Source organism: Streptomyces sp. NPDC088733, from assembly GCF_044751185.1.
Lineage (GTDB): Bacteria > Actinomycetota > Actinomycetes > Streptomycetales > Streptomycetaceae > Actinacidiphila.
This window is the reverse complement of the sequence record NZ_JBIVLH010000030.1, coordinates 1-22,507: the sequence shown is the minus strand read 5'-3', so window position 1 is coordinate 22,507 and position 22,507 is coordinate 1. Positions and strand designations below refer to the sequence as shown.

Sequence of the window (22,507 nt, the reverse complement as noted above, 5' to 3'; positions counted from 1 at the left end):
AGGCCGCGCCGCGGCCGGGAGGAGATGACGATGAGGCTCCGCAAGACCGGGCACGTCATGACCCCGGATGTCGTCAGCGTGCGGGCGGAAACCCCGGTCAGGGACATTGCCGCACTGCTCGGCAGGTACCGGGTGAGCGGCATGCCCGTGGTGGACGACGACGACAAGGTGCTGGGGGTCGTTTCCGAGACGGACCTGGCGGCGCGGCAGGCCGAGCCTCAGGGCTCCGCCCGTCAGCAGTCCGCACGGTCCGGAGCGGGCGGTCTTCACGAGCGCACCGCAGGGCAGTTGATGTCCGCACCGGCCGTCACCGTCCGTGCGACCGATGCCGTCGCCGTCGCGGCCCGCGCCCTGGCCGAACACAAGGTCAACCGTTTGCCCGTGGTCGATGAGGAGGACCGCCTCGTCGGCATCGTGACCCGCGGAGACCTGCTCCAGATGTTTCTGCGCCCCGACGCCGACATCCGTGCAGAAGTGGTCGACGAGGTGGCGATCCGGGCTCTGTGGCTCGGTCCGCACGCCCTCGCGGTGAGCGTCCAGGGCGGGGTCGTCATCCTTGAGGGCCGGCTGGAGCGCCGCAGTGAGATCCCCCTTGCCGAAGGTCTGACCCGCCGTATAGACGGTGTCGTCGCCGTGGTGAACCGGCTGACGTACCGGCTGGACGACACACAACGACGGTCCGTCGAGCCCCATGTCCACGAAATCGCCGATGGCTCGCTTCGCAGCTGAGTGTCGGGAGAGCGCCCTCGACGTGGACACGACGGCGCCTCCGCTGCCCTGCCTCCCGCCGGAACGGGTGTGGGCGGCCGTTGACAGTTCGCCTCGCGGACTGGGGCTTGCCGAGGCGACGGCCCGCCTGCGGCGGTACGGTCCGAACGAAATGCCCGCAACGGGCGGTCGAGGCCTGTGGCGCCGACTGCCGGCCCAGTTCACGGACCTGTTCGCGATCGTGCTGCTCATCGCCTCGGTCATCACGTTCCTGGCATACGGACTGCAGAGCCCCCACGATCGGGGGACGCTTCAACTCGCCCTGGCCATCGTAGGAGTGGTGCTGCTCAACGCGGTGATCGGCTTCACCCAGGAGTACTCGGCGGAGCGCACGGCGGAGTCCCTCCAGGCGATGGTCCCGCACACCTGCACCGCGCTGCGGGACGGCGAGCGCGAGGTGGTGCCCGTACGGGAACTGGTGCCCGGTGACGTACTGGTCCTGGACGCGGGCGACGCGGTACCCGCCGACTGCCGACTGGTCGAAGCCCGGGCCGTCGCCCTCAACAACGCGGCGCTGACCGGGGAGAGCGATCCGATACCGCGTACCGCGGATGAAGTGGCCCCCGGCCCCCTGCTGCAGGCGCGGAACTGTCTGTTCATGGGGACGGACGTCGTGTCGGGCGCGGGGAAGGCAGTGGTCTTCGCGACGGGCGCGGCGACCGAGTTCGGCCGCATTTTCCGCATGACCGCTCGGGCACCGCGTCAGCGAACCCCCCTGCAACTGCAGGTCGCCGCCATGGCGCGGAGAGTGGCGCTGGCAGCTGTGGTCATCGGCGCTCTGCTGTTCGCGATTCGTGTCCCCTCGGGGCAGTCTGTGGTGGCGTCCTTCGTGTTCGCGCTCGGGGTCATGGTCGCCCTTGTTCCCGAGGGGCTCCCCGCGACGCTGTCGGTGTCGCTGGCCATCGGCGTGCGGCGGATGGCCAGACGGCATGCGCTGGTCAAGAAACTCCTGGCGGTGGAGGCGCTCGGATCGACAACGGTGATCTGCACCGACAAGACCGGCACCCTCACACAGGCCGAGATGACCGTGGTCCGGTTGTGGGCCCGCGGGGCGTGGCACGAGGCTTCCGGTGTCGGTTACGCGCCGACCGGCGCCGTGGCGGAGCCGACGGCGGTGCGCGAAATGCTGCGGACGGCCGCCCTGTGCTGCGATGCCCGGGTGGTCCCTCCGCGGGGACGGGACGGATGGCGGGTCCTGGGCGACACCACGGAGGGAGCGCTCCTGGTGGCCGCCACGAAAGCGGGAGTGGACACCGCGGCTGAGGTGCTGCGCACGCCGCGTGTGACCGAGTTCCCGTTCGACTCGGACCGCAAGCTGATGAGCACGGTCCATGCCCTGCCGGACGGTGGCCGGGAGATCTGTGTGAAGGGCGCGCCGCAGGAGCTCCTGGCACGCTGCACCCACATCGATGGAGGCGGCGCACCGGAACCCCTGACCGAAGCGGCACGAACCGCCGTCCTCCAGGCGAACGCCGCCATGGCCTCCCGGGGACTGAGGGTGCTCGCGGCCGCCCGTCGCACACAAGCCGGGCGGGACATCGGTTCTCAGGAGGCAGCCGAATCGGATCTGGTGTTCCTCGGACTGGCCGGAATGCAGGACCCGCCGAGGCCGGAGGTCACCGAGGCGGTCAGCGCATGCCGGCGTGCGGGGATACGGATCGTCATGGTCACCGGTGATCACCCGCTCACGGCCGAGGCGGTCGCACGACGCGTCGGTATCGTCCGCGCCGCGGAACCCTTGGTGATGACGGGCGTCGATCTGGACGGCATGGACGACACGGCATTGCGCGAAGCAATAGGCCGCCCGGCGGAGTTGCTGCTGTGCAGGGTCAGCCCCGAGCACAAGATGCGCGTCGTCACTGCGCTGCAGGACGCCGGCCAGGTGGTGGCCGTGACCGGGGACGGAGCCAACGACGCTCCGGCGCTGAAGCACGCCGACATCGGCGTGGCCATGGGGGCCGGCGGCACCGACGTGGCACGGGAGGCCGCGGAGATGGTGCTGGTCGACGACTCGTTCGCCTCGATCGCCGCTGCCGTTCGGCTTGGCAGGTCCGTCTACCGCAACATCCGCAAGTTCCTGATCTACCTGTTCAGCCACAACATCGCCGAATTGCTGCCCATCCTGGTGGCGACGTTCGTGGGCTTTCCCCTCGTCCCGATCACCGCGGTGCAGATCCTGGCGATCGACCTCGGCTCCGACGTTCTCCCCGCTCTCGCGCTCGGTGCCGAACCTCCCGAGCCGGATGTGATGGATCGCCCCCCGCGTTCGCGACGCGAACCGCTCTTCTCCGCGGCCGTGTTGCGGCGGTTCCTCTTCCTCGGGAGCATCCAGGCCCTCGGCGTGTGCGCGGTGTTCTTCTGGCACATCCACTCCGCCGGCATTCCGTACCCCGACTTCACCGCCGACAACCCCGTCTACCGGGAGGCGATCACCATGGTCCAGGCCGGCATTGTCGTCAGTCAGTTCTTCAACGCCCAGGCGGTACGCACCGACCGCGAGAGCGTCTTCCGCATCGGCCTGTGGTCCAATCCCGCCCTCATCGGCGCAGGATTCGTGGGCGTGGCACTCATGGCGGCCATCTCCTACGCGCCTGCTCTGCAGGCCGTCTTCCACACGGCACCGCTGGATCTCGCCGACTGGGCCCTGCTCGCCGGCTTCGGGGCGCTCCTGCTGGCCGCCGAAGAACTGCGCAAGTGGTGGCTGCGGCGGTTCCGCCCGCTCCCGGTAGCAGCGAGCCAGGAAGGAGCACGGTGATGAGGGTGATCATCGTGGGGTGCGGGCGCGTGGGCGCCGCGCTCGCCGTCCGGTTGACCGCCGAAAGCCACGACGTGCGCGTCATCGACCGTCGTCCCCAGGCCGAGCAGGGCCTGGGGGAAGGCTTCCGCGGCGCTTTCCTGGAAGGCAACGGCTACAACCGAGCCGCCCTGGAGTCCTCTGGCGCCGCACACACCGACGCCCTGGTGGCCGTCACCTGCGCGGACAACACCAATATCGTCGTCGCCCGCGTCGCGCGGGACACCTACCGCGTACCCCTGGTCCTGGCACGCGTCGATGATCTGCGCCGTGCGGAATTCTCCCGCGAACTAGGTATCCGCACCATCAGCGGCGTCAGCTGGGCGGTCCACCGGCTGCACCAGCTACTGCTGCACCGGCATCTCGCGCCTGAACGGGGATTCGGCAACGGCGAGACGTTGCTGATCCGCTCCGGACTGCCCCGCTACATGTCCGGTCGCCCACTGTCGGCATTCGAGGTCGACGGAGAAATCCGCGTCGCAGAGGTCACTCGCAGCGGACGCTCGTTCGTCCCTTCGCACGACTCCCTGGCCGAGCCCGGGGACCAGGTCACCTTCACCGTCGCCGCCACCGCGCTCGGCCGCCTGCGCGGCTTCCTCGACAAGGAGCTCGGGACGTGAAAGTCATCGTCGCCGGCGCCGGACGACTCGGCGCCCAGGTAGCCCAAGTGCTCGCCGCCGCCCGGTACGAGGTGACCGTCATCGAGCAGGACGAGGCGCGTGCCGCCGAACTGGACCAGAGGCTCGCCGTACGGCTGGTCGTCGGTGACGCCTGCGACCCGGACCTTCTCGAGTACGCCGGCGTGCTCAACACGGACCTGCTCGTCGCCACCACGGGACAGGACGAGGACAACCTCGTGGTCAGCCTCCTGGCCAAGGGACACTTCGGGGTCCCCCGGGTCGTGGCTCGCGTCAACGACGAGGACAACACGTGGTTGTTCGGCAGCGGCTGGGGAGTCGACACGGCGGTGCCTGCCGCCACACCGCTGATCTCATTGATCGAGGAGGCGACGGGAGCCGCCGACACCGTCGCGCTGCTGCGCCTGAGCAAGGCGGGGGTCAACGTCATCGAAACCGCCATCAGCGCGGCATCGCGGGCCGCCGGGCGCCCCTTGGGCGAGGTTCCCATGCCGGAGGGCACGGTGATCGCCACGGTCGTCCGCGACGGTCGGCCGACCGTGCCGGCGGCGGACATGGTGCTGCAACCCGGCGACGAGCTCCTCGTCGTCTCTCACGCGGCCACCGAACGGGAGGTCCGTGAGGCTGTCCAGTAAGGCGCGGGGCGTGGCGGACCGGCGAGCCCGGGCGGCCGTCTCATGGGCGGAGCACTACGCGGAACGCGGTGTGTCCGGGGCGGCTGCTGACGTGGACGGTGCCTTGGTGGGCGGCGACGACGGCCTGGACGATGGCGAGCCCGAGTCCGGTACTGCCGGTACTGCGCGAGCGCGCCTGATCGGCGCGGACGAAACGGGTGAAGACCTCGGGCAGGAGGTCCTCGGGGATGCCCGGTCCGTCGTCACTGACGGTCAGACAGGCACCGCCCTCGTCCGAGGTGAGGGTGACCGTCACCTGGGTGCCGGGCGGGGTGTGGGTGCGGGCGTTCGCGAGCAGGTTGCCGACCGCCTGCTGTAGGCGGTGGGCGTCGCCGGTCACGGTGACGGGCTCCTCGGGGAGGTCCAGGAGCCAGCGGTGGCCGGGGCTCGCGGCGCGGGCGTCGTGGGTGGCGTCCAGGACGAGCAGGGTCAGGTCGACGTCCTCGTGTTCCAGGGGACGTCCCGCGTCGAGCCGGGCCAGGAGCAGGAGGTCGTCGACGAGGAGGGACATGCGGTGGGACTCGGACTGGATGCGTTCCAGGGCGTGGCGGATGTCGGCGGGAACGGGGCCGTTCCGACGCAGAGTGAGTTCCGCGTGGCCGCGGATGTTGGCGACGGGGGTGCGCAGCTCGTGACTGGCGTCGGCGGCGAAGTGCCGCAGGCGCTCCTCACTGGCCTGGCGGCGCACCAGGGCGTCTTCGACGTGTCCGAGCATCTGGTTGAGCGCGACCGAGACCTGTCCGACCTCGGTGCGCGGGTCGGAGTCCGGGAGGGGCTCGGGCATGGCGACGTCGCCGTCGGCCAGAGGCAGTCGCGCGACGTCCGTCGCCTGTTCGGTGACCTTGCGCAGGGGGCGCAGCGAGACCCGCACCCACAGCGCCCCCGCGATGCCCGTGGCGAGGAGCGCAGCGCCGAACACTCCGGCCTCGACGGCTTCGAGCCGGTGCAGCGTCGCCTCCACGGGGTGCAGGGGGAGCCCCGTGAGGAGGATGTCGTTGTCGTCGCCCTGAACCGCTACGACCCGGTAGCCGCCCATGGGGGAGAGGCGGATGCTGTGGCCTGTCCCGTCGACCGGGATGCGGGTGAGGGCGTGAAGGTCACCGGGGAGCAGCCGGAGGGGACGGTCCGTCGTGTCGTCGACCACCGCGGCCTGGGTGACGACGCCGTGGAGCAGCCGGGCACCGAAGGTGGCGTCGGCCTGTCCCCGGGTGTCCGGCCGGTTGTCCGCGTCAGGGGCCCTCTCGTGCTCCAGGCTGGCGGCGAAGCGGCCGCCGGCCGCCGTGAGCTGCTCGTCGAGCCGCCCTACCAGGAATCCGCGGAGGGCGAAAACGGTGGTGATGCCGACGGCCAGGCAGGCGACGGCGAGCAGGACGAGGAGACCGGCGGTGAGCTGACCGCGCAGGGTGCGCGGAGGGAGCCGTCTCATGGCGTTTCCGGCTTGAGGACGTAGCCCACCCCGCGAACGGTGTGGATCATCGGGGGGCGTCCCGTGTCGATTTTCTTGCGCAGGTAGCTGATGTAGAGCTCGACGACGTGAGCCCGGCCGCCGAAGTCGTAGGCCCAGACCCGGTCGAGGATGTGGGCCTTGGCCAGCACACGGCGCGGATTGCGCATGAGGAACCGCAGGAGTTCGAACTCGGTACGGGACAGCTCGACCGCCGTACCCCCGCGGCGGACCTCCCTGGCCTCCTCGTCCATCGTGAGATCGCCGACCACGAGGAGGCCGGCGTCGGCTTCCGCGGTCATGCCGGCCCGGCGCAGCAGGCCGCGCAGCCGGGCGAGGACCTCCTCCAGGCTGTAGGGCTTGGTCACGTAGTCGTCACCGCCGGCCGTGATCCCGGCGACGCGGTCCTCGATCGCGTCGCGGGCGGTCAGGAACAGCACGCACACGCGGTGCGCGTTGCGTCGCAGTTCGCGCAGGACGTGCAGACCGTCGGCGTCGGGGAGCATCCAGTCCAGGATCACCGCATCGGGGCGGAATTCCCGTGCCGTGGCCAGTGCGGACGCCCCGTCGGCGGCCGTGCGGACCTCCCAGCCCTCGACGGTCAGGACACCGGACAGCACGTCGGTGACATCGGGTTCGTCGTCGACGACCAGAATCCGCACCGGGCTGCCGTCGGGACGTCGCAGGGCGGGGGGCGGCGTACTGCGTTCTTCCATGGTCCGTCCAGCATCTCTCGTGAGCTGCCCCCCTGTCGGCGGGGGAAGCCTCTGAGTTTCCTCTGAAACGGCGCTGCGGCCCCCGGTTCAGAGGGTACGCAGAGGTTCGGTGGTGATGCTGGGCGCGCCGACACCCGATCGAGCCCCAGGGAACTCCATGGCCACGACATCCACGAGTGCCACATACGAGGGCCGGCACGTGCAGCACCGGCGGCCGACCCGCAGCATCGTCCCGGTGCTCGCGCCGCTCGCCATCTGGGCGGGTGCCGCCGGGACCCTGATGCTGTGGTGGAGCGACACCACTTCCGTCGTCGGCGCGGTGGGCTGGCTGACCGGTGCCGGCCGCATCACCGGGCTCCTCGCCGGCTACGCATGCGCGGTCCTGCTCGCCCTGATGGCCCGGGTCCCACTCGTGGACCACGGTGTCGGTACCGACCGGCTCGCCCGCTGGCACGCGTGGGGCGGACGCTGCACCGTGTCGCTGGCCCTGGCCCACACCCTGCTGATCATCTGGGGCTACTCCCTGGCCTCGCACAGCTCCCTCGTGGGGCAGACCACGACCCTGGTCCTGGACTATCCCGACCTGCTCAAGGGCACGGCCGGTTTTCTGCTGTTCCTCGCCACAGCGGTCCTCTCTGCCCGTGCGGCCCGCCGGAGGATGAGCTACGAGACCTGGCACTACCTGCATTTCCTCACCTACCTGGCGGTTTTCCTCTCCTTCGGCCACCAGCTCTCCAACGGCGCCGACTTCGTCGGCAACCGGGCCGCCCAGGCCGCCTGGTACGCGCTGTACCTCTGTGTCGCCGCCCTGGTCGCCTGGTACCGCTTCGCCGTCCCCGTCCGGCGCGGGCTGCGCCACAGGCTCAAGGTCGTCGCCGTCCGGCCGGAGGCGCCGGGCGTCGTGTCCGTCCACCTCGGCGGTGAGCACCTGGACGAACTCGGTGGCGTCCCGGGGCAGTTCCTGCGCTGGCGCTTCCTCGCCCGCGGCCTGTGGTGGACCGCAAACCCGTACTCCCTGTCCGCCCCCGCCCACCCGCGGCACCTGCGCATCACCGTGAAGGCGGCAGGCGGCCACAGCCGGGCGCTGGCCCGGCTGACCCCCGGCACCCGTGTCTGGGCGGAAGGCCCCTACGGCGGCTTCACCGCGAACCGCCGCACCGCGGCCAAGGTGCTGCTGCTGGCGGGCGGCGTCGGCATCACACCTCTGCGGGCCCTGTTCGAGACCCTGCCGGGCCAGGTGACACTGGTCTACCGGGCACGCCGCCCCGAAGACCTCGCGCTGCGCGGCGAACTCGATGCGATAGCCGAGCGCCGTCGCGCGACCGTCCACTACGTCGTCGACACCCCGGAACGGTACTCCTCACCCCTGACGGCACAGGGGCTGACCGGTCTCGTTCCCGACCTGGCCGACCACGACGTCTACCTCTGCGGCCCCCCGCCCATGGCGGAAGCCGCTGTCCGGGCCCTGCGCGAGGCCGGCGTGCCGGCGCGCCGCATCCACCACGAGTCGTTCGCGTTCTGAGGAGAACCGCCGTGCGCCGAGCCGTCCTCACCACGACCGGGACCAGCGCCCTGATCGTTGCGCTGCTCTCCCTCAAACCCCATCATCCGGCTCCTCTGGCCGACGCTCCGGCGGCCCCCTTGCCGACCTCTTCCGCACCGCCGGCCGGACAACAGGCGGCCTCGGGCGGGACCGCTGCCACCAGTGGCACCTTCACCGGTGCTCCCATCGACACGCGATACGGGACGGTCCAGGTGGCTGCCACCCTCACCGGAGGGAAGATCACCGCTGTCCGGGTCCTCCAGGCACCCGACGAGAACGGCCGCGACCAGCAGATCGCCTTCTACGCCCTGCCGCGCCTGACCCAGGAGGCACTGGGCGCCCAAAGCGCCCACATCGACGCGGTGTCCGGCGCCAGCTACACCAGCCAGGGTTACATCCAGTCCCTGCAGAGCGCTCTGGACCAGGCCCGTGCGTGACACTGAGCAGGGTCTGCGACACGTCGAGCACGTCATGGGCACCGTCTTCTCCTTCGACATCCGGGACAGGCCCACCACCGCGATCCACCGTGCCCTCGGCGAGGCCGTCCGCCACCTGCACACCGTGGACGCGGTGTTCTCCACGTACCGGCACGACAGCGCCGTCAGCAGGCTCGGCCGCGACGAGATCCGCCTGGCCGACTGCCCGTCCGAGGTTCACGAGGTGCTCTCGCTGTGCGCCCGGGCGAACCGCGACACCGAGGGCTGGTTCAGTGCCGTGGCGGACGGCACCCTCGACCCTTCCGGCATCGTTAAGGGCTGGGCCACCGAGAACGCCTCCCGGCTGCTCCACGAGGCCGGCGCACGCCACACCTGTGTCAACGGCGGCGGTGACATCCAGGTCCGCGGCCAGGCCGCCTCCGGAACACCGTGGCGCATCGGTGTCGCCCATCCGCTGAGTCCCGCGGAGCTGGCCACAGTCGTGATCGCGAACGGAGACCTGGCCGTCGCCACCTCGGGCACCGCGGAACGCGGCGCCCACATCCTCGATCCCCATGACGGCTCTGCCGCCGCGGGGCTCGCCTCGGTCACCGTCGTCGGATCCCGCCTGACGATGACCGACGCCTACGCGACCGCGGCCTTCGCACGGGGTGAGGAATCCCGCGACTGGCTGGAATCGCTGGAAGGGTACGAGGCACTCGCCGTCCTGCCCGACGGCCGTACCTGGCGCACCTCGGGATTCGACAGGCTCGCCTCCTGAGCGGCTCTGCCGCGGGCAGTCCGCCCGGGTCCCGGCCGCACGGCGGCACAGCGGCCGCTCGCCACAGGCCCCGCGGGGCCCGGGTTCATTCAGCGGGCCGGAAACAGCCGCGTTTGGAGGCGCATCGCCAGGTATCCCAGGACGGACAGGCTGCAGGCGATGGCGAGGTCCCCCGCCGAGACGGGTTCCGTGCCCAGCAGCACAGGCAGCGGAGGCAGGCAGACACCGGCGATCTGCAACCCGAGCGCGGTGGTGACGGCCACCAGCAGGAAGGGGTTGTCCAGCGAACCGTGACGAGCTCGGGACGCCAGGGCGATACCCAGCTGGGTGGCGCCGAGAACGAGGAAGACCATGGACTGCCAGGGCCGCCCGGTCTCGCGGGCCCAGATTCCGGTGAGCAGGGTCACAGCCGTGACGAAGCACCCCAGCAGCAGGATTCGCGGCCAGAGTCCCGCCCCGAGCACGCTCTCGCCCGGTGGGCGGGGAGGCCGGTGCATGGCGGCCGGGTCCGCTGGTTCGGCGCCGAGAGCCACGCCGGAGAGTCCGTGCGTGAGCAGGTTGATCCAGAGGATCTGAGCGGGCAGCAGGGGCAACGCCATGCCCACGAAGGGACCGAGCAGCATCACGAGGATCTCGGCACTGCCCCGCACAGCCCGTAGAGCAGGAAGCGCCGCACGTTCGCGTACACCCTGCGACCCTCCTCGACGGCCGCGACGACAGTTCCCAAGTCGTCGTCGGACAGCACGAGGTCAGCGGCCTGACGAGCGACCTCGGTGCCGCGCCGCCCCATCGCCACACCGATGTCGGCCTGGCGCAGCGCGGGACCGTCGTTGACGCCGTCTCCGGTCATGGCGACGACGTGGCCTGCCGCCTGCCAGGCCTGGATGATTCCGAGTTTCTGCTCCGGGGTCGTCCGGGCATGGACGCGCGCGGCGGTGAGGTCCGTCATGGCCGCCCCGCGGTGCTCACCCGAGGTGGCCTCGTCTCCGGCCGCCGGGCCGGTGATGCCGAGCCGGGTGGCGACCGCTCGCGCGGTCAGGGGATGGTCGCCGGTGATGAGGATCGGCTTGATACCGGCGTCACGGCAGGCGGCGACGGCAGCGGCGGCTCCTGGGCGGGGCGGGTCGAGGATGGCGACCAGTCCGAGCAGGGACATCGAGTCGTCCTCCCACACCGCCGTCGTGGTGCCCCCGGTACGGGGCCGGACGGCCGTGGCGACGGCGAGTACCCGGTAGCCGTCACGGGCCAACTGCTCCGCACGCTCGGCCGCCGTGTCCCGCAGCCGGGCACCGTCGTGCAGGACCTCCGGCCGGATCATGACCTCGGGCGCTCCTTTGGATACGACCAGCAGACCGCCCTCCGACCTGCCGTGCACGGTCGTCATCCTCTTGCGGGAGCTGTCGAAGGGCACCTCCGCGACCCGCGGGGACCACCGGCCGAGGTCGGAGCGGTCGAGGCCGAGCCGGCCACCGGCCACCAGCAGTGCGGCTTCGGTGGGATCGCCCAGGGCGTGCCAAGCGATGTCCTCGTCCCGGCCGCACGGAGGTTCCAGGGACGCGTCGTTGCAGAGCATCGCCGCGCGCAGCAGGTTCGCCAGATCGGGAGCCTCGTCCGGGCCGACGGGATTGCCGTCGCGCAGTACCTGTCCGGCCGGGTCGTAGCCGCTGCCCCGTACCTCGGCCTCCCCGACCGGGGTCCACAGCCGTTCGACGCCCATGCTGCCCTCGGTGAGGGTGCCGGTCTTGTCGGTGGCGAGCACCGTGACGGATCCGAGGGTCTCGACGGCGGGCAGATGACGCACGATGGCTCGGCGGGCGGCCATCCGACGTGCGCCGAGGCCCAATCCCAGGGTGACCACGGCAGGGAGGGACTCAGGGACCGCCGCCACCGCCAGGCTGATCGCGGCCACGACCATCAGTTCCACGGGCTGCCCGCGCAGCAGTCCGAGAGCGAGGACCACCGCGCACAGAACGACGATGACAGCGGCCAGTGCACGGCCGAAGCCGGCGAGCCGGCGCTGCAACGGCGTCAAGCCGGGAGTGGCAGCGAGCAGAGAGGCGATCCTGCCGATCGCGCTTGCCTCGCCGGTGGCGGTGACCAGCATCCGGCCGCGGCCCCGCACCACAACGGTCCCCGCTCGTGCCGTGCCGCCTTCTTGCCCCGGCCCCTTCTCCACGGGGACGGACTCCCCGGTGAGGGACGACTCGTCGACGAGCAGCGCGGCGGCCTCGGTCACCTCGCCGTCCGCGGGCACGATGTCCCCCTCGCCGAGCAGCACGGCATCGCCGGGCACCACATCCGCGGAGGGAATTCGCAGCTCCGTGCCGTCGCGTACGACGCGGGCGGAGGGCGCGCTGAGCGCGGTGAGGGCGGCTACGGCATGCTCGGCCCTGACCTCCTGAGCGACTCCGACGGTGGTGTTGACGGTGATGACGAGCAGGATGACCCCGGCGTCGGGAAGGTCGCCCGTGGCGAGGGTCAGGGCCGCGGCCGCCAGCAGGACGACGATGAGCGGATCCCGCAGCTGTTGGAAGGCCCGCCGCCACAGCGCGGGCGGCGGCTTCGGAGAAACCTGGTTCGGGCCGTGCAGGGCCAGCAGCTCGTTTGCCTCCCGCTGGGACAGTCCACGGTGCCCTGTGGCGGTGGCTCCTTCGGTGGTGCCGCCGTGCACGGCGTCGCTCCCTGTCCGGCGGGTCAACCGTGGCATGCCAGTGCCGCGGCAGCTGCCGGTTGCATGCCTTCGGGGTCGGGCGGGTCCTTCAGCACCGTACGGGCCGTCGGTGCCAGCAGGTCGCTCAGGCGCTGGAAGACGTCGAGGAAGAGGTTGTCGACGGTGACCATTCCGACAAGCCGGTGGCCGTCCACCACCGGCAGTCGCCGCACGCCGGACCTGCGGAAGGCCCGATAGGCGGCGGAGACGTCGTCGGTGATGTCCACCGTCACGGCGGGAGCCGACATCAGCTCCGAGACCGGTGTGTCCGGGTCACCGCCGCTTGCGAGGCACCGCACCGCGAGATCGCGATCGGTGACGACGCCGAGCACCTGGTCCGCCTCGGTGACGAGGACCGAGCCGACCGCCGCGTCCCGCATCCGCAGGGCGGCCTGCCGGGCGGTTGCGCCGCGAGACACCGTGGCCACGGGCGCGTTCATGAATGCGGAGATCTTCATGATGCCTTCCCTGACGAGGATCGAGGACCTGGATGGCCTTGGGTGGTGCCGTCCAGGCGTCGGGGATGCAGCGGCACTGCACCGCGTGAAGGGCGGCACGCTCGGATGCGGAGGCAGGATCGGTGCCGCCGCGTCTCGTGCCTCCCAGGACGCCATGCCCTGCTATCCAGCACACCGCGTTCCGTCCGGACGCCGGGAGGGGCGATTGGTCCTGTTCGTGGGACCGGGTGGCCCATGCGGCAGGTGCCGCGGACGGAGCAGCGGGCCGGGCCGGGCCGGGCCGAACGACGTCGCCCCGCCGCGGGCCGCTGCCCATTGCGTCGCCGGTCGCACGCGAGTGCGCAGGCAGAAGCTCGTCGACCGGATGATTCCGAGCGCTCCACGGACGGGCGTCGACCGGTCCAGGCCCGTCCTCTGTTGGGGTCTTCCGCGCCCGGCCGGCGGGACAGGTCAGGCGCACGCCGGCCGGCCGTCGAGCCCAGTGGCGGGTGCGCACGGCGATCCGGAGTGGTTCCGGCAGGCCCGCCCTCGTCCAGCTGCGACCCTGTGCCCGTACGGGTGTCCGGCGCGCGACCGAGCCGGCCACCGGCGCCGGTGGCCGGCGGCGGATCAACCGCTGCGGTCACCCGATGATGCGACCGATCCTCTGGCCTCCATCGGTGACCATGACCGGGTGCTGCTCTCGTTCGGAGTGAGCGTCTCCTCGCGGTACTCGGGCGGATGCCCAGGACCGGCCCGCCCGGCAGCTCGCGGGGGCTGTGGCCTCTGTCCTTGTACGCGCACAGCACCGGTACGTGGCCGGCGCTTGGCTGCCGTGTTTTCCCGCCGAAGCTCGTGTCCGGTTGGTTTGCATCGAGTGCGGCGACTTCGAAGCCACCGGTCGCCATGTGCCGGGAACGGGGTGCCGGCAGGCCCGGACAGCCTCGGAAACGGACCCGGTAGGCCCATGCGGCGCACGACTGCCGCCCGTGATCCTGGCAGAGGGAACCCCTGCTTCCACTGACAGAGCGATGGAAGCGGCCCGCCGCCGTGAGTCCGGTCTCCCGCACCTGCGGTCCGGGGTACGTGGAGTGTGTCCTGGCAAGCACCGAGGGAGCCACTCAAGGGTGTGCTCGGTGGGCCGCGGCATTCCGCCCCGGCCGTCGGGAGCCGAGGCCCACCGAGCACCGAGGAAGGACGTGATCGGTCATGGCGGAGCACTCCACCACACCGCCGGCGGGTGCCGGTGACATCGGGCGGCGGATCGCATTGCGCCGTCACGAACTCGGCCTATCGCGGGAGGAGACGGCCGCGCGCGCCAGGATGGCTCCCGACCACCTTCGGTACGTGGAGCTCGAACCCACCGCTGCCCCGCACGGCGCGGAGCTCCGGGATCTCGCCGCGGCGCTGGACACCAGCGTTGCCGCGTTGAGCGGGAGTGCCGATCCGCCGCTCGGCCGCGGGCAGGCGGCCGGGGGCGCCGAGCTGGTCGATCTGAGCCGTCAGGAGTGCTGGGAGTTGCTGTCCACACACGGGGTGGGCAGGGTGGGCCTGCTCATGCCCGAGGGACTCACGATCCTGCCGGTCAACTACACGGTCGTCGACGGCACCATCGCGTTTCGCACCCACCCGGGGGCCACCCCCGCGGCGGTGTCGGGAACCAGGTGCGCGTTCGAGGCCGACCACGTGGACGACAGGCTCGGCCAGGGCTGGAGCGTGCTGATCCGCGGTGTCGCCCGAACGGTCACCGACCCGGCAGGCGTGCGACGTCTGGCTGAACGGGCCCGCACCGGCCCGTGGGCCGGGAGCGGCCGCAACCTGTGGCTCACGATCACTCCGGGCACGGTGTCCGGGCGGCGCATCGTGATCGGCTGAGGGACCGGCACCGGGCAGCAGGTCCTCGAGTGCGGCACAGAACAGGTGAGAACGTCCGTCACAGGAGGCCGAGATGACCGGACCCCATGCCGAACACCAGCAGGCCCACCAGTCTCCCGAGGAGGTTGTGGTCGGCGTCGACGGCTCGGATTCGGCGACCAGGGCTCTCGACCGGGCCGCGGACGAAGCCGATCTGCGGTCGGCGGCTCTCCGCATCGTGCACGGGTTGCCGTGGGTCGATCCGGCCACGGTCGGCTTCGGTCTGCAGGCCGACCGCGACCGTCCGCCCGTCGAGGCGGCCCGCAGCCTCCTGGAGTTGGCCGCCCTGCGCGTGACCGACCGTCGCCCCGGCGTGCCGATCGCGCGAGAGCTGTCGGCCGAACCGGCGGCGACGGCGCTGGCCCGTTTGAGCCGGACCGCGTCGCTGACGGTCATCGGCACGCGTGGTCTCGGTGGATTCGCCGGACTGCTCCTGGGTTCGGTCGGACTTCGGGTGGCCGCCCGTACGGCGGGCCCCCTGCTGGTGGTCCGCAGTGAGGATGCGGCCGCGCGACGCGGGCTGCGGCACGACAAGGTGCTGCTCGGACTCAAGGACGACGGTGATGCCGGGGCCGTCCGTTTCGCCTTCGAAGAGGCCACGCGGCGCGGCTCCCGCCTGAGGGTGCTGCACACATGGACCCGCCCGCTGGTACGGATGGGTCAGTGGCCGGTCTCACCGCGGCAGGACGTGCCGGCCCAGGCCCGTCAGCACGAGGACCTCGCCCGGTTCGCGACGGCCAAGCAGGCCGAGCAGTTCCCCGACGTCGCGGTGCGGGTACACACCGTCCCCGGCCCGGCCGCCGCCGCTCTGGTCGAGGCGAGCCGGTCGGCGGACGTGCTGGTCGTCGGCGCCCGGCGCCGGCAAGGCGACCCACTGGGAATGCGCATGGGCCCCGTGACACACGCGGTGCTCCATCACGCGCACTGCCCCGTGGTTCTCATTCCGATCGACTGAATGCCGCTACCGGTGGCACACCGGCAGGAGCGTTCAGGCCCGGCGGTGTGCCCAGGAAGGTTCGACCTCTGACCACTCCCGGTCCCAGGCATCGGCGCGACGCCTGTCGATTCGCAGCCGCACTGCCCAACGGCCCGCCAGGAGCAACGCACTCGTTCCGACGGCCCCGTAGATTCCCGACACCACCGCCTGTACCCGCGCCTGCCCGGGAGTCGGCGGGGCCACCTGCTGGATCCGACCGCCCCGGTCGACCCAGACAACGGTGATCGAACCTGCCGGGCTGTCCGAGTCCACCCGGGCGCTTCCGGTGTGCACCGAGCCATCCGGAGCGGCCCATCGCACGGGTGCTTCGACCTTGCCGCGGGAGCCCGTGTACGCGTTCGGCACGGAATGGGGGGCGTCCTTGGTCACCACGGCGGCGACCCGACGCATGTCCTGTCCCTGCCGGAGTGCGGAATCCTCCGCGCGGAATGCGGTGACTGCGCCCACCGCCGGTGCTCCGACGGCTATCAGAAAGGCTGCCGCGACCCCCGTCCACGCTGCGAGAACGTCCGATCGGCGCCGGAGCGGATTCCGCCGCTGACGCCAGAGCACCGTCGTCGCGTCCATGGCCACGCCCCCTTGTCTCGTACCGCGACGATCGCACGGGGCCGGCCGAACGCGGCAGGGGCCGAAATGGCAGACCGCAGGGGCCGTGCGGGCCGATCCCCCTGACTTCTTGGGTCCGTTCGGCCCTGGTGCGCGTACGGCTCATGGGCGACGATCGTCGGGACGGAACGCCACACAGGGCAGGGGGCCGGGATGACCGGTGCAGGGGAGTTCACACCGCAGACGCCGATCAGGGTGTTCCTGGTCGACGACCACGAGGTGGTGCGGCGTGGTCTGCACGACCTGCTCGACGCGGAGCCGGACATCGAAGTGGTCGGGGAGGCGGGGTCGGTGGACCACGCGCTGGCGCGGGGTCCGGCCCTGCGCCCCGATGTGGCGGTCCTCGATGTGCGTCTCCCGGACGGGGACGGTATCGCGGTCTGCCGCGAACTGCGTTCCCGCCTGCCGGGACTGGCCTGTCTGATGCTGACGTCGTTCGACGACGACGACGCGCTGCTGGATGCCATCATGGCCGGTGCGGCGGGCTATGTCCTCAAGCAGATCAAGGGGGCCGACCTGATTTCCGCCGTGCGGACGGTGGCTTCCGGCCAGTCGATGCTCGACCCGGCCACCACCGCTCGCTTGATGAGCAGTCTGCGCCACCAGGAGGACCCCGACACCAGCCAGGAGGACGTGACGCTGGCCGCACTGTCCCCGCGGGAACGGGAGATTCTCGAACTCATCGGTGAGGGCCTGACGAACCGCCAGATCGGCAGCCGGCTGTTCCTGTCGGAGAAGACCGTGAAGAACCACATCTCCCGGCTGCTCGCGAAACTGGGCGTCGAACGCCGCATTCAGGCCGCCGTCCTCGCCACTCAGCACCAGGGTACGGGCACGGGGGGCACCGAGCCCCGTCCTTGAGATCGGGCCACGTGGCCCCTCGCTCCGGTCCGGTCGGCCCCTACCGTCCGGCACGGCCCGGCCGGAACCTTGAGACAGGTTCCGGGTGGAGGGAGAGTGCCATGGCGACTTCGGTTCTCGACGCGGTGGTCCTGGAGAAGCTGATCTCCGCCGCGGTTGCGGCACCGTCGTTCCACAACAGTCAGCCGTGGCGTTTCCGGCTGGAGCCGGAGACCGCCACGCTTTTTGTGCGGGCCGCGGGTGAGCGGGGACTGAGGGAGGCCGACCCGATGGGCCGGGCCGTGCATCTGTCCGTCGGCGCCGCGGTGTTCAATCTGCGCGTCGCGAGCGCACACCTCGGCTGGGAACCGGTCGTCCGGCTGCTGCCGGTGCCGGCACAGCCGGACCTTTTGGCCTCCGTACGCCTGGCCGGTCCACCCCGCGCCGCTGCGGAGCACCGCGGGGACCTGTATCAGGCGCTGTGGCGCCGGCACAGCAGCCGCTCCCCGTTCTCGGCCCACCGGCCACCGGGACCCGTCCTCGCCGAGCTGACGGACTCCGCGCGCACCGAAGGCGCGGCGCTGCACCTGCCGGACGCGGACGAGACGGAGAGGCTGCTCGAGCTGACCGCGGAAGCCGAACGACGAGACGCCTCCGACGCCGCGCGCCGGACCGAGAGCCGCGGCTGGATCCGCGACGGCGCGCGGGACGGGTTGCCGACCGCAGTCCTCGGCCCGCTGGACTCCTCGGGTCGGCTGCCCGTCCGCGACTTCTCCGGGCTTCGACCCGAGAACCATGTGCCCGCCGCCGCCTTCGAACAGCGCCCGCTCATCGCCGTCCTGTCCACTGCCGACGACCGGCCCGCAGACTGGCTTCGGGCCGGTCAGGCACTGGAACGCGTACTGCTGGTCGCCACGACGCACCGGCTGCGGGCGTCGCTGCTGCACCAGGCGTTGGAGTGGCCGGACCTACGCTGGGAGCTGCGCAGTACCGGCAGCGGACCGGTCCACGTCCAGATGCTCATCAGGCTCGGCTACGGTCCCGAGGGAGCGGCGAGTCCCCGCAGGCCGGCGGCGGAGGTCCTGGAGGGGCTGCGGTGACGCCTACCTGTCGAGCGGTACCCGCCACCGCAGGAGCGCTCCGCCGCCGGCGCCTGTGCCGGCGGTGAACGATCCGCCCAGTGCGCGGGCCCGCTCAGCGAGGTTGTCCAGACCGCTGCGGCGTCCGCGGTCGGGGATGCCCATGCCGTCGTCCGTCACGGTCAGGGTGACGTCGCCGTCGGCGACGACCAGGGACACCTCCGCGGAGCTGGCTTCGGCGTGCCGGGCGGTGTTCGACAGCGCTTCGCCCAGTACGGCGACGACGTTTTCGGCGACGGGGGCCGGTACGTCGGTGTCGATCAGGCCCTCCATACGCAGGGCCGGGGTGAAGCCGAGCGTGGGCACGGCCCGTTCCACCTCGCCCGCGACCCGCACGCGCAGGCCCTTGCGCCCGGGCCCGGCGTCGTGGGCGCGTAGCCCGAAGATCGTGGATCGGATGATCTTGATGGTCTCGTCCAGGTCGTCCACCGCGCGCAGCAGCCGTTCGCTGGCCTGCGGGTGGTCGACGAAGCGGACCGCGCTCTGGAGCGTCATCCCCGTCGCGAACAGCCGCTGGATGGCCAGGTCGTGCAGGTCGCGGGCGATGCGGTCGCGGTCCTCCAGCCGGGCCAGCTGCTCGGCGGAGCGGCGTCGCTCCGCCAGTTCCATGGCCAGCGCGGCGGATCCCGCGAAGTCCGTCAGCGGGGCCGTCTCGATCTCGGTGAAGTTCGGTTCGCCCTGAGCGCGGGCCAGCAGCAGCGCCCCACGAACGCCGTGGGGGGTGCTCATGGGAACGGCCACCGCGGGCCCCAGGCCGTCGAACCGGGGCGGCCCCGCTGTGACGCGGGGGTCCCGCCCCACCTCACAGCTGGTGATCAGTTCGCCTTGCGCCATCGCGGCCCCTACGAACGACCCCTCACGCGGCAGAACGAGTCCTCGATGCGTGGCGGCGTCGATGCCGGTGGCGATGGCCATCCGGACGTCGCCCGTCCCCTCGACCGGCAGGGCCACCGCGCCGAGGTCCGCGCCCAGGATGCGCCGGCCGTGCTCGACGATCAGCTCCAGCACCCGCGACTCCTCGGCGCCGGACAGCAGACTGGCGGTGATCTCCGCGTTGGCCTCCAGCCAGCGCTGCCGGGACCGGGCCTCCTCGTACAGCCGGGCGTTGTCGATCGCGACACCTGCCGCGACCGCGAGCGTCGACAGCACGGCCTCGTCCTCGCCGTCGAACTCCTTTCCGCCGCGCTTCTCGGTCAGGTAGAGGTTCCCGAACACCTCGTTGCGGACCCGGATCGGGACGCCCAGGAAGGAGTGCATCGGCGGGTGGTCCGCCGGGAAGCCGTACGAGGCCGGGTGCTCGGAGATCTCCGCCAGCCGCAGAGGCTCGGGGTGGCGGATGAGCTCGCCCAGGATCCCGTGACCGGAAGGCAGTGGGCCGATCGACTCGACCTGATCGCCCGGGATCCCCACCGTGAGAAACTGCGACAGCGTCGCGTCTTCACCGATCACGCCGAGCGCGCCGTACTCCGCGTCCACGAGCACGACTGCGGCTTCCACGATCCGGCGCAGCACCTGCGACAGATCCAGCTCGCGCCCCACAGACAGCACGGCCTGCAGCAGGCTGTGCACACGGTCCCGCGTCCCGCGCACGGCATCGATACGGACCTGCAACTCGTCCAGCAATTCGTCCAGCTGCAGCCGCGGCAGGCGCTGCTCACCCTTGTCGGGCTCCATCCCCATGGATTCCTCCATCAGGCACGGGAGGGGGGTCTCTCCGCTTCTCAACATAGCGGCATCGGGAAGGTATCGAACGCTCTTCCGGTCAGGTAGTGGCAGTCGCCGGGGATACATGCGGGGTCAGGGGTGGTCCCGTCGCAGCGGACGGCCGACCGGCTTTCCCGGTCAAACGGTTCGGCCCGGGACCGCGAACGCAGCCGCGCTTTCAGGCGCTGTCCTGCCGTCCTCGCACCCAGGCGGCGTACGCCGACAGGGCGGTCGGCAGTGTCGGGAAGACGCGGTCCCGCCCTACCGCCTGGGTCAGGCCGTAGGCGTCCAGGTCGTCCATCAGGTCCTGCTTGACCCGGGCGAGCGCGAACACGATGTCCCGGTCGATCAGTTCGCGACGGAGAGCGTCCACCGCGTCCAGTGCGGTGATGTCGACCTCGACGTTGGCCTCGGTGTTGAGCACGAACCAGCGGACTGGCTTGTCCTGGGCGTCGACCGCGTCGAGGGCCCTGCGACGGAAGTCCTCGGCGTTGGCGAAGAACAACGGCGAGTCGTAGCGGTAGACCAGCAGGCCGGGAATCGTGCGGGCCCGCGGATAGTCGTCCACGTCGTGCATCCCGGCGAGTCCGGGGACGAGGCCCTCGATCGCATCGTGCGGACGGGCCACCCGGGACAGCATCTCGGCGACCGACAGCGCCACGGCCACCAGTACGCCGTACAGGATGTCGAGGACGAGCACACCGAGCAGGCACGCGAGGGCAAGCAGCAACTCACGGCGTCGGAAGCCGGCCAGCCGCCGGAAACCGGGCAGGTCGATCAGCCGGCAGGCGGCGAAGACGACGATCGCGGCGAGCACCGCGTCCGGCAGGCCGGACAGCAGCGGGCCCAGGAAGAGCAGCACGCTCACCACGGCCACGAAGGCCACCAGGGAGTACACCTGGCTGCGGCTGCCTGCCTGATCCCCGAGCGCGGTCCGGCTGGCGCTGCTGCTCACTGGGAAGCCGTGCAGCACACCCGCTCCGAGATTGGAGGCGCCGAGCGCCAGCAGTTCCTGATTGGGATCGAGGCCGTGTCCGGCACGTGCCGCGAAGGCCCGGGCCGTCAGGATGACATCGGTGTAGCCGACCAGCAGCACACCGACTGCCGGCAGGACCAGGCTCGGCAGGTCGTCGGGCTCCGGCAGCGACGCGCTGGGCAGGCCCGAGGGCACCTCCCCGATGACGGCGACACCGTGCCCGCGCAGTCCGAGGACGGACACCGCGACCGTGCCGAACACCACCGCCAGCAGTGGGCCGGGGGCCATCGGAGCCCAGCGCCTCACCAGGAAAAGGAAGACGAGGGCGCAGGCGCCCATGAGCACGGTGGGCGGCTGCGCCTGCGGCAGGTGCGCGACGAAAGACGCTGCCTGGGGGAAGAACGCGGCACCCGTCACGGGTACACCCGTCAGCTTCGGCAGCTGATCAACGATCATGATCATCGCCACACCCGCCAGGTAGCCGACCAGTACCGGCCGTGACAGCAGGTCCGCGACGAATCCCACCCGCGCGGCCCAGGCGACCACGGCCAGCAGGCCGACCACCACCGCCAGCGCCGCGGCCAGGACCGCGTACCGCCCGGGGTCGCCCGCGGCCAGTGGCCCGACCGCGGTCGCCGTCATGAGCGCGGTTGTCGACTCCGGACCGACGGACATCTGCCGGGACGATCCCAGCACCGCGTAGAGCACCAGGGGTGCCAGCGCCGCCCACAGTCCAGCGACCGGCGGCAGCCCGGCGAGCCCCGCGTACGCCATGACCTGCGGCACAAGGTAGGCGGCGACCGTCAGCCCGGCGAGGAGGTCACCGCGCAGCCACGACCTGCTGTACCCGGTCACGACCGCGACCCCCGGCAGCGTCCTGCGCCACGTCCGCGACTTCCGCATGCGCCCATCCTGGCCCCGGGAATGCGAGCCGGCGCAGATATTGCGACGAGCAGGCATGTCGGTACCCGTCCGGACGACTGGAGAAGGCACCTTCCCGTGGGCACTGGGGCCGGGCGGGAGCCCCGGCGGCCGTCGTGCCGCGCCACCCTCACGGCTCTCCGGCTGCCGGCTCGGACGTCGGGCCCGGCGTCCGGGCGGGAACGGGGCAGGAGCGGCCCCGGGAGTACCGTCGCAGGGGGCCACGGGGGGCCGTCCGGCCCCGGCGGTCGCCCGGCCGGCCCTACCCAACGGGCCCCGGGCGGAGACAGGCTGCAGGGAACGACCGTGACGTTCCGGAGGAGCCATGTCGTCGCACGAGATTCCCGCAGCAGAACTCGCAGCCTTGGACGCCCACTGGCGTGCCGCGAACTATCTGGCCGTCGGCCAGATCTACCTGATGGCCAATCCCCTGCTGACCGAACCCCTGCGCCCCGAGCACATCAAGCCCCGGCTGCTCGGCCACTGGGG

The 22,507-nt window shown here is 71.5% G+C and carries 20 protein-coding genes; 12 read left to right on the top strand and 8 right to left on the bottom strand.

From position 1 onward, the window contains the following. Positions 1-30 precede the first annotated feature (30 nt). Genes ACIP64_RS35975 through ACIP64_RS35960 form a run of 4 tightly spaced genes read left to right on the top strand, consistent with a single transcriptional unit; the run spans position 31 to position 4,835 of the window. On the top strand, positions 31-729 hold the full coding sequence (locus ACIP64_RS35975; protein ID WP_401595490.1) for a CBS domain-containing protein: 699 nt from the start codon (positions 31-33) through the stop codon (positions 727-729). Further along, a complete protein-coding gene (locus ACIP64_RS35970) occupies positions 692-3,523 on the top strand; it encodes a cation-translocating P-type ATPase (RefSeq protein WP_401595487.1) in 2,832 nt (943 codons plus the stop codon). Before ACIP64_RS35975 ends, ACIP64_RS35970 begins: the two co-directional genes overlap by 38 nt. Beyond that, positions 3,523-4,182, top strand: coding sequence for an NAD-binding protein (locus tag ACIP64_RS35965; protein ID WP_401595484.1), 660 nt, complete (start codon positions 3,523-3,525; stop codon positions 4,180-4,182). The genes ACIP64_RS35970 and ACIP64_RS35965 overlap by 1 nt, the downstream gene beginning before the upstream one ends. Then, the gene (locus ACIP64_RS35960) at positions 4,179-4,835 is read left to right on the top strand and encodes a potassium channel family protein (protein WP_401595481.1); all 657 of its coding nucleotides are present in this window, start codon (positions 4,179-4,181) and stop codon (positions 4,833-4,835) included. Before ACIP64_RS35965 ends, ACIP64_RS35960 begins: the two co-directional genes overlap by 4 nt. A 40-nt stretch (positions 4,836-4,875) precedes the next feature. Here the strand turns inward: ACIP64_RS35960 and ACIP64_RS35955 are convergent, their stop codons facing one another. Continuing rightward, positions 4,876-6,300 carry an ATP-binding protein gene (locus tag ACIP64_RS35955; protein ID WP_401595478.1) on the bottom strand — a complete coding sequence of 475 codons (1,425 nt, stop codon included), beginning with the start codon at positions 6,298-6,300 and terminating at the stop codon, positions 4,876-4,878. After that, positions 6,297-7,034, bottom strand: a complete 738-nt coding sequence (locus tag ACIP64_RS35950; RefSeq protein ID WP_401595475.1) for a response regulator transcription factor — start codon at positions 7,032-7,034, stop codon at positions 6,297-6,299. Before ACIP64_RS35950 ends, ACIP64_RS35955 begins: the two co-directional genes overlap by 4 nt. 157 nt (positions 7,035-7,191) lie before the next feature. On the opposite strand from ACIP64_RS35950, the gene ACIP64_RS35945 reads away from it, so the two are divergent. The 3 genes from ACIP64_RS35945 to ACIP64_RS35935 are packed head-to-tail and all read left to right on the top strand — an operon-like array spanning position 7,192 to position 9,774. After that, the gene (locus ACIP64_RS35945) at positions 7,192-8,556 is read left to right on the top strand and encodes a ferric reductase-like transmembrane domain-containing protein (RefSeq protein ID WP_401595472.1); all 1,365 of its coding nucleotides are present in this window, start codon (positions 7,192-7,194) and stop codon (positions 8,554-8,556) included. An 11-nt stretch (positions 8,557-8,567) separates the two neighbouring features. After that, a complete protein-coding gene (locus ACIP64_RS35940; RefSeq protein ID WP_401595469.1) occupies positions 8,568-9,014 on the top strand; it encodes an FMN-binding protein in 447 nt (148 codons plus the stop codon). Further along, positions 9,007-9,774, top strand: a complete 768-nt coding sequence (locus tag ACIP64_RS35935; protein ID WP_401595466.1) for an FAD:protein FMN transferase — start codon at positions 9,007-9,009, stop codon at positions 9,772-9,774. The genes ACIP64_RS35940 and ACIP64_RS35935 overlap by 8 nt, the downstream gene beginning before the upstream one ends. Positions 9,775-9,863: 89 nt before the next feature. Here ACIP64_RS35935 and ACIP64_RS35930 read toward each other — a convergent pair whose 3' ends face one another. Genes ACIP64_RS35930 through ACIP64_RS35920 form a run of 3 tightly spaced genes read right to left on the bottom strand, consistent with a single transcriptional unit; the run spans position 9,864 to position 12,942 of the window. Then, positions 9,864-10,424, bottom strand: a complete 561-nt coding sequence (locus ACIP64_RS35930; RefSeq protein ID WP_401595463.1) for a cation transporting ATPase C-terminal domain-containing protein — start codon at positions 10,422-10,424, stop codon at positions 9,864-9,866. Further along, a complete protein-coding gene (locus tag ACIP64_RS35925; RefSeq protein WP_401595460.1) occupies positions 10,397-12,445 on the bottom strand; it encodes a cation-translocating P-type ATPase in 2,049 nt (682 codons plus the stop codon). The genes ACIP64_RS35930 and ACIP64_RS35925 overlap by 28 nt, the downstream gene beginning before the upstream one ends. Before the next feature lie 23 nt (positions 12,446-12,468). Then, on the bottom strand, positions 12,469-12,942 hold the full coding sequence (locus ACIP64_RS35920) for a CBS domain-containing protein (RefSeq protein WP_401595457.1): 474 nt from the start codon (positions 12,940-12,942) through the stop codon (positions 12,469-12,471). A 1,188-nt stretch (positions 12,943-14,130) separates the two neighbouring features. On the opposite strand from ACIP64_RS35920, the gene ACIP64_RS35915 reads away from it, so the two are divergent. Then, entirely contained in the window at positions 14,131-14,796 is a 666-nt protein-coding gene (locus ACIP64_RS35915; protein WP_401595454.1) for a helix-turn-helix domain-containing protein, read from the top strand. Between the two features lie 73 nt (positions 14,797-14,869). Further along, positions 14,870-15,790 (top strand): universal stress protein, encoded by a 921-nt coding sequence (locus tag ACIP64_RS35910; RefSeq protein ID WP_401595451.1) that lies wholly within the window; start codon positions 14,870-14,872, stop codon positions 15,788-15,790. A 33-nt stretch (positions 15,791-15,823) separates the two neighbouring features. On the opposite strand, the gene ACIP64_RS35905 is transcribed toward ACIP64_RS35910, so the two are convergent. After that, complete coding sequence (locus ACIP64_RS35905; protein ID WP_401595448.1) at positions 15,824-16,399, bottom strand: hypothetical protein; 576 nt, start codon at positions 16,397-16,399, stop codon at positions 15,824-15,826. A 192-nt stretch (positions 16,400-16,591) separates the two neighbouring features. On the opposite strand from ACIP64_RS35905, the gene ACIP64_RS35900 reads away from it, so the two are divergent. Together ACIP64_RS35900 and ACIP64_RS35895 are read left to right on the top strand one after the other, a co-directional pair. Next, positions 16,592-17,299, top strand: a complete 708-nt coding sequence (locus ACIP64_RS35900; protein ID WP_401595445.1) for a response regulator — start codon at positions 16,592-16,594, stop codon at positions 17,297-17,299. Positions 17,300-17,400: 101 nt separating this feature from the next. Then, positions 17,401-18,378 carry an Acg family FMN-binding oxidoreductase gene (locus tag ACIP64_RS35895; RefSeq protein ID WP_401595442.1) on the top strand — a complete coding sequence of 326 codons (978 nt, stop codon included), beginning with the start codon at positions 17,401-17,403 and terminating at the stop codon, positions 18,376-18,378. A 3-nt stretch (positions 18,379-18,381) separates the two neighbouring features. On the opposite strand, the gene ACIP64_RS35890 is transcribed toward ACIP64_RS35895, so the two are convergent. Further along, positions 18,382-20,097: a GAF domain-containing protein gene (locus ACIP64_RS35890; RefSeq protein ID WP_401595439.1), complete on the bottom strand. Its 1,716-nt coding sequence runs from the start codon at positions 20,095-20,097 to the stop codon at positions 18,382-18,384. Positions 20,098-20,299: 202 nt separating this feature from the next. Next, positions 20,300-22,000, bottom strand: a complete 1,701-nt coding sequence (locus tag ACIP64_RS35885) for a SulP family inorganic anion transporter (protein ID WP_401595436.1) — start codon at positions 21,998-22,000, stop codon at positions 20,300-20,302. Positions 22,001-22,343: 343 nt separating this feature from the next. Here ACIP64_RS35885 and ACIP64_RS35880 point away from each other — a divergent pair. Continuing rightward, positions 22,344-22,507, top strand: a 164-nt coding sequence (locus ACIP64_RS35880; RefSeq protein ID WP_401595681.1) for a hypothetical protein, incomplete at its 3' end; no start/stop codon positions are given.

Coding starts and splice junctions, on each gene's coding strand:
- ACIP64_RS35905 (WP_401595448.1), bottom strand. CDS start 16,399: ATGGACGCGACGACGGTGCTCTGGCGTCAGCGGCGGAATCCGCTCCGG.
- ACIP64_RS35900 (WP_401595445.1), top strand. CDS start 16,592: ATGACCGGTGCAGGGGAGTTCACACCGCAGACGCCGATCAGGGTGTTC.
- ACIP64_RS35895 (WP_401595442.1), top strand. CDS start 17,401: ATGGCGACTTCGGTTCTCGACGCGGTGGTCCTGGAGAAGCTGATCTCC.
- ACIP64_RS35945 (WP_401595472.1), top strand. CDS start 7,192: ATGGCCACGACATCCACGAGTGCCACATACGAGGGCCGGCACGTGCAG.
- ACIP64_RS35920 (WP_401595457.1), bottom strand. CDS start 12,942: ATGAAGATCTCCGCATTCATGAACGCGCCCGTGGCCACGGTGTCTCGC.
- ACIP64_RS35890 (WP_401595439.1), bottom strand. CDS start 20,097: ATGGGGATGGAGCCCGACAAGGGTGAGCAGCGCCTGCCGCGGCTGCAG.
- ACIP64_RS35955 (WP_401595478.1), bottom strand. CDS start 6,300: ATGAGACGGCTCCCTCCGCGCACCCTGCGCGGTCAGCTCACCGCCGGT.
- ACIP64_RS35885 (WP_401595436.1), bottom strand. CDS start 22,000: ATGCGGAAGTCGCGGACGTGGCGCAGGACGCTGCCGGGGGTCGCGGTC.
- ACIP64_RS35975 (WP_401595490.1), top strand. CDS start 31: ATGAGGCTCCGCAAGACCGGGCACGTCATGACCCCGGATGTCGTCAGC.
- ACIP64_RS35970 (WP_401595487.1), top strand. CDS start 692: ATGTCCACGAAATCGCCGATGGCTCGCTTCGCAGCTGAGTGTCGGGAG.
- ACIP64_RS35915 (WP_401595454.1), top strand. CDS start 14,131: ATGGCGGAGCACTCCACCACACCGCCGGCGGGTGCCGGTGACATCGGG.
- ACIP64_RS35910 (WP_401595451.1), top strand. CDS start 14,870: ATGACCGGACCCCATGCCGAACACCAGCAGGCCCACCAGTCTCCCGAG.
- ACIP64_RS35965 (WP_401595484.1), top strand. CDS start 3,523: ATGAGGGTGATCATCGTGGGGTGCGGGCGCGTGGGCGCCGCGCTCGCC.
- ACIP64_RS35950 (WP_401595475.1), bottom strand. CDS start 7,034: ATGGAAGAACGCAGTACGCCGCCCCCCGCCCTGCGACGTCCCGACGGC.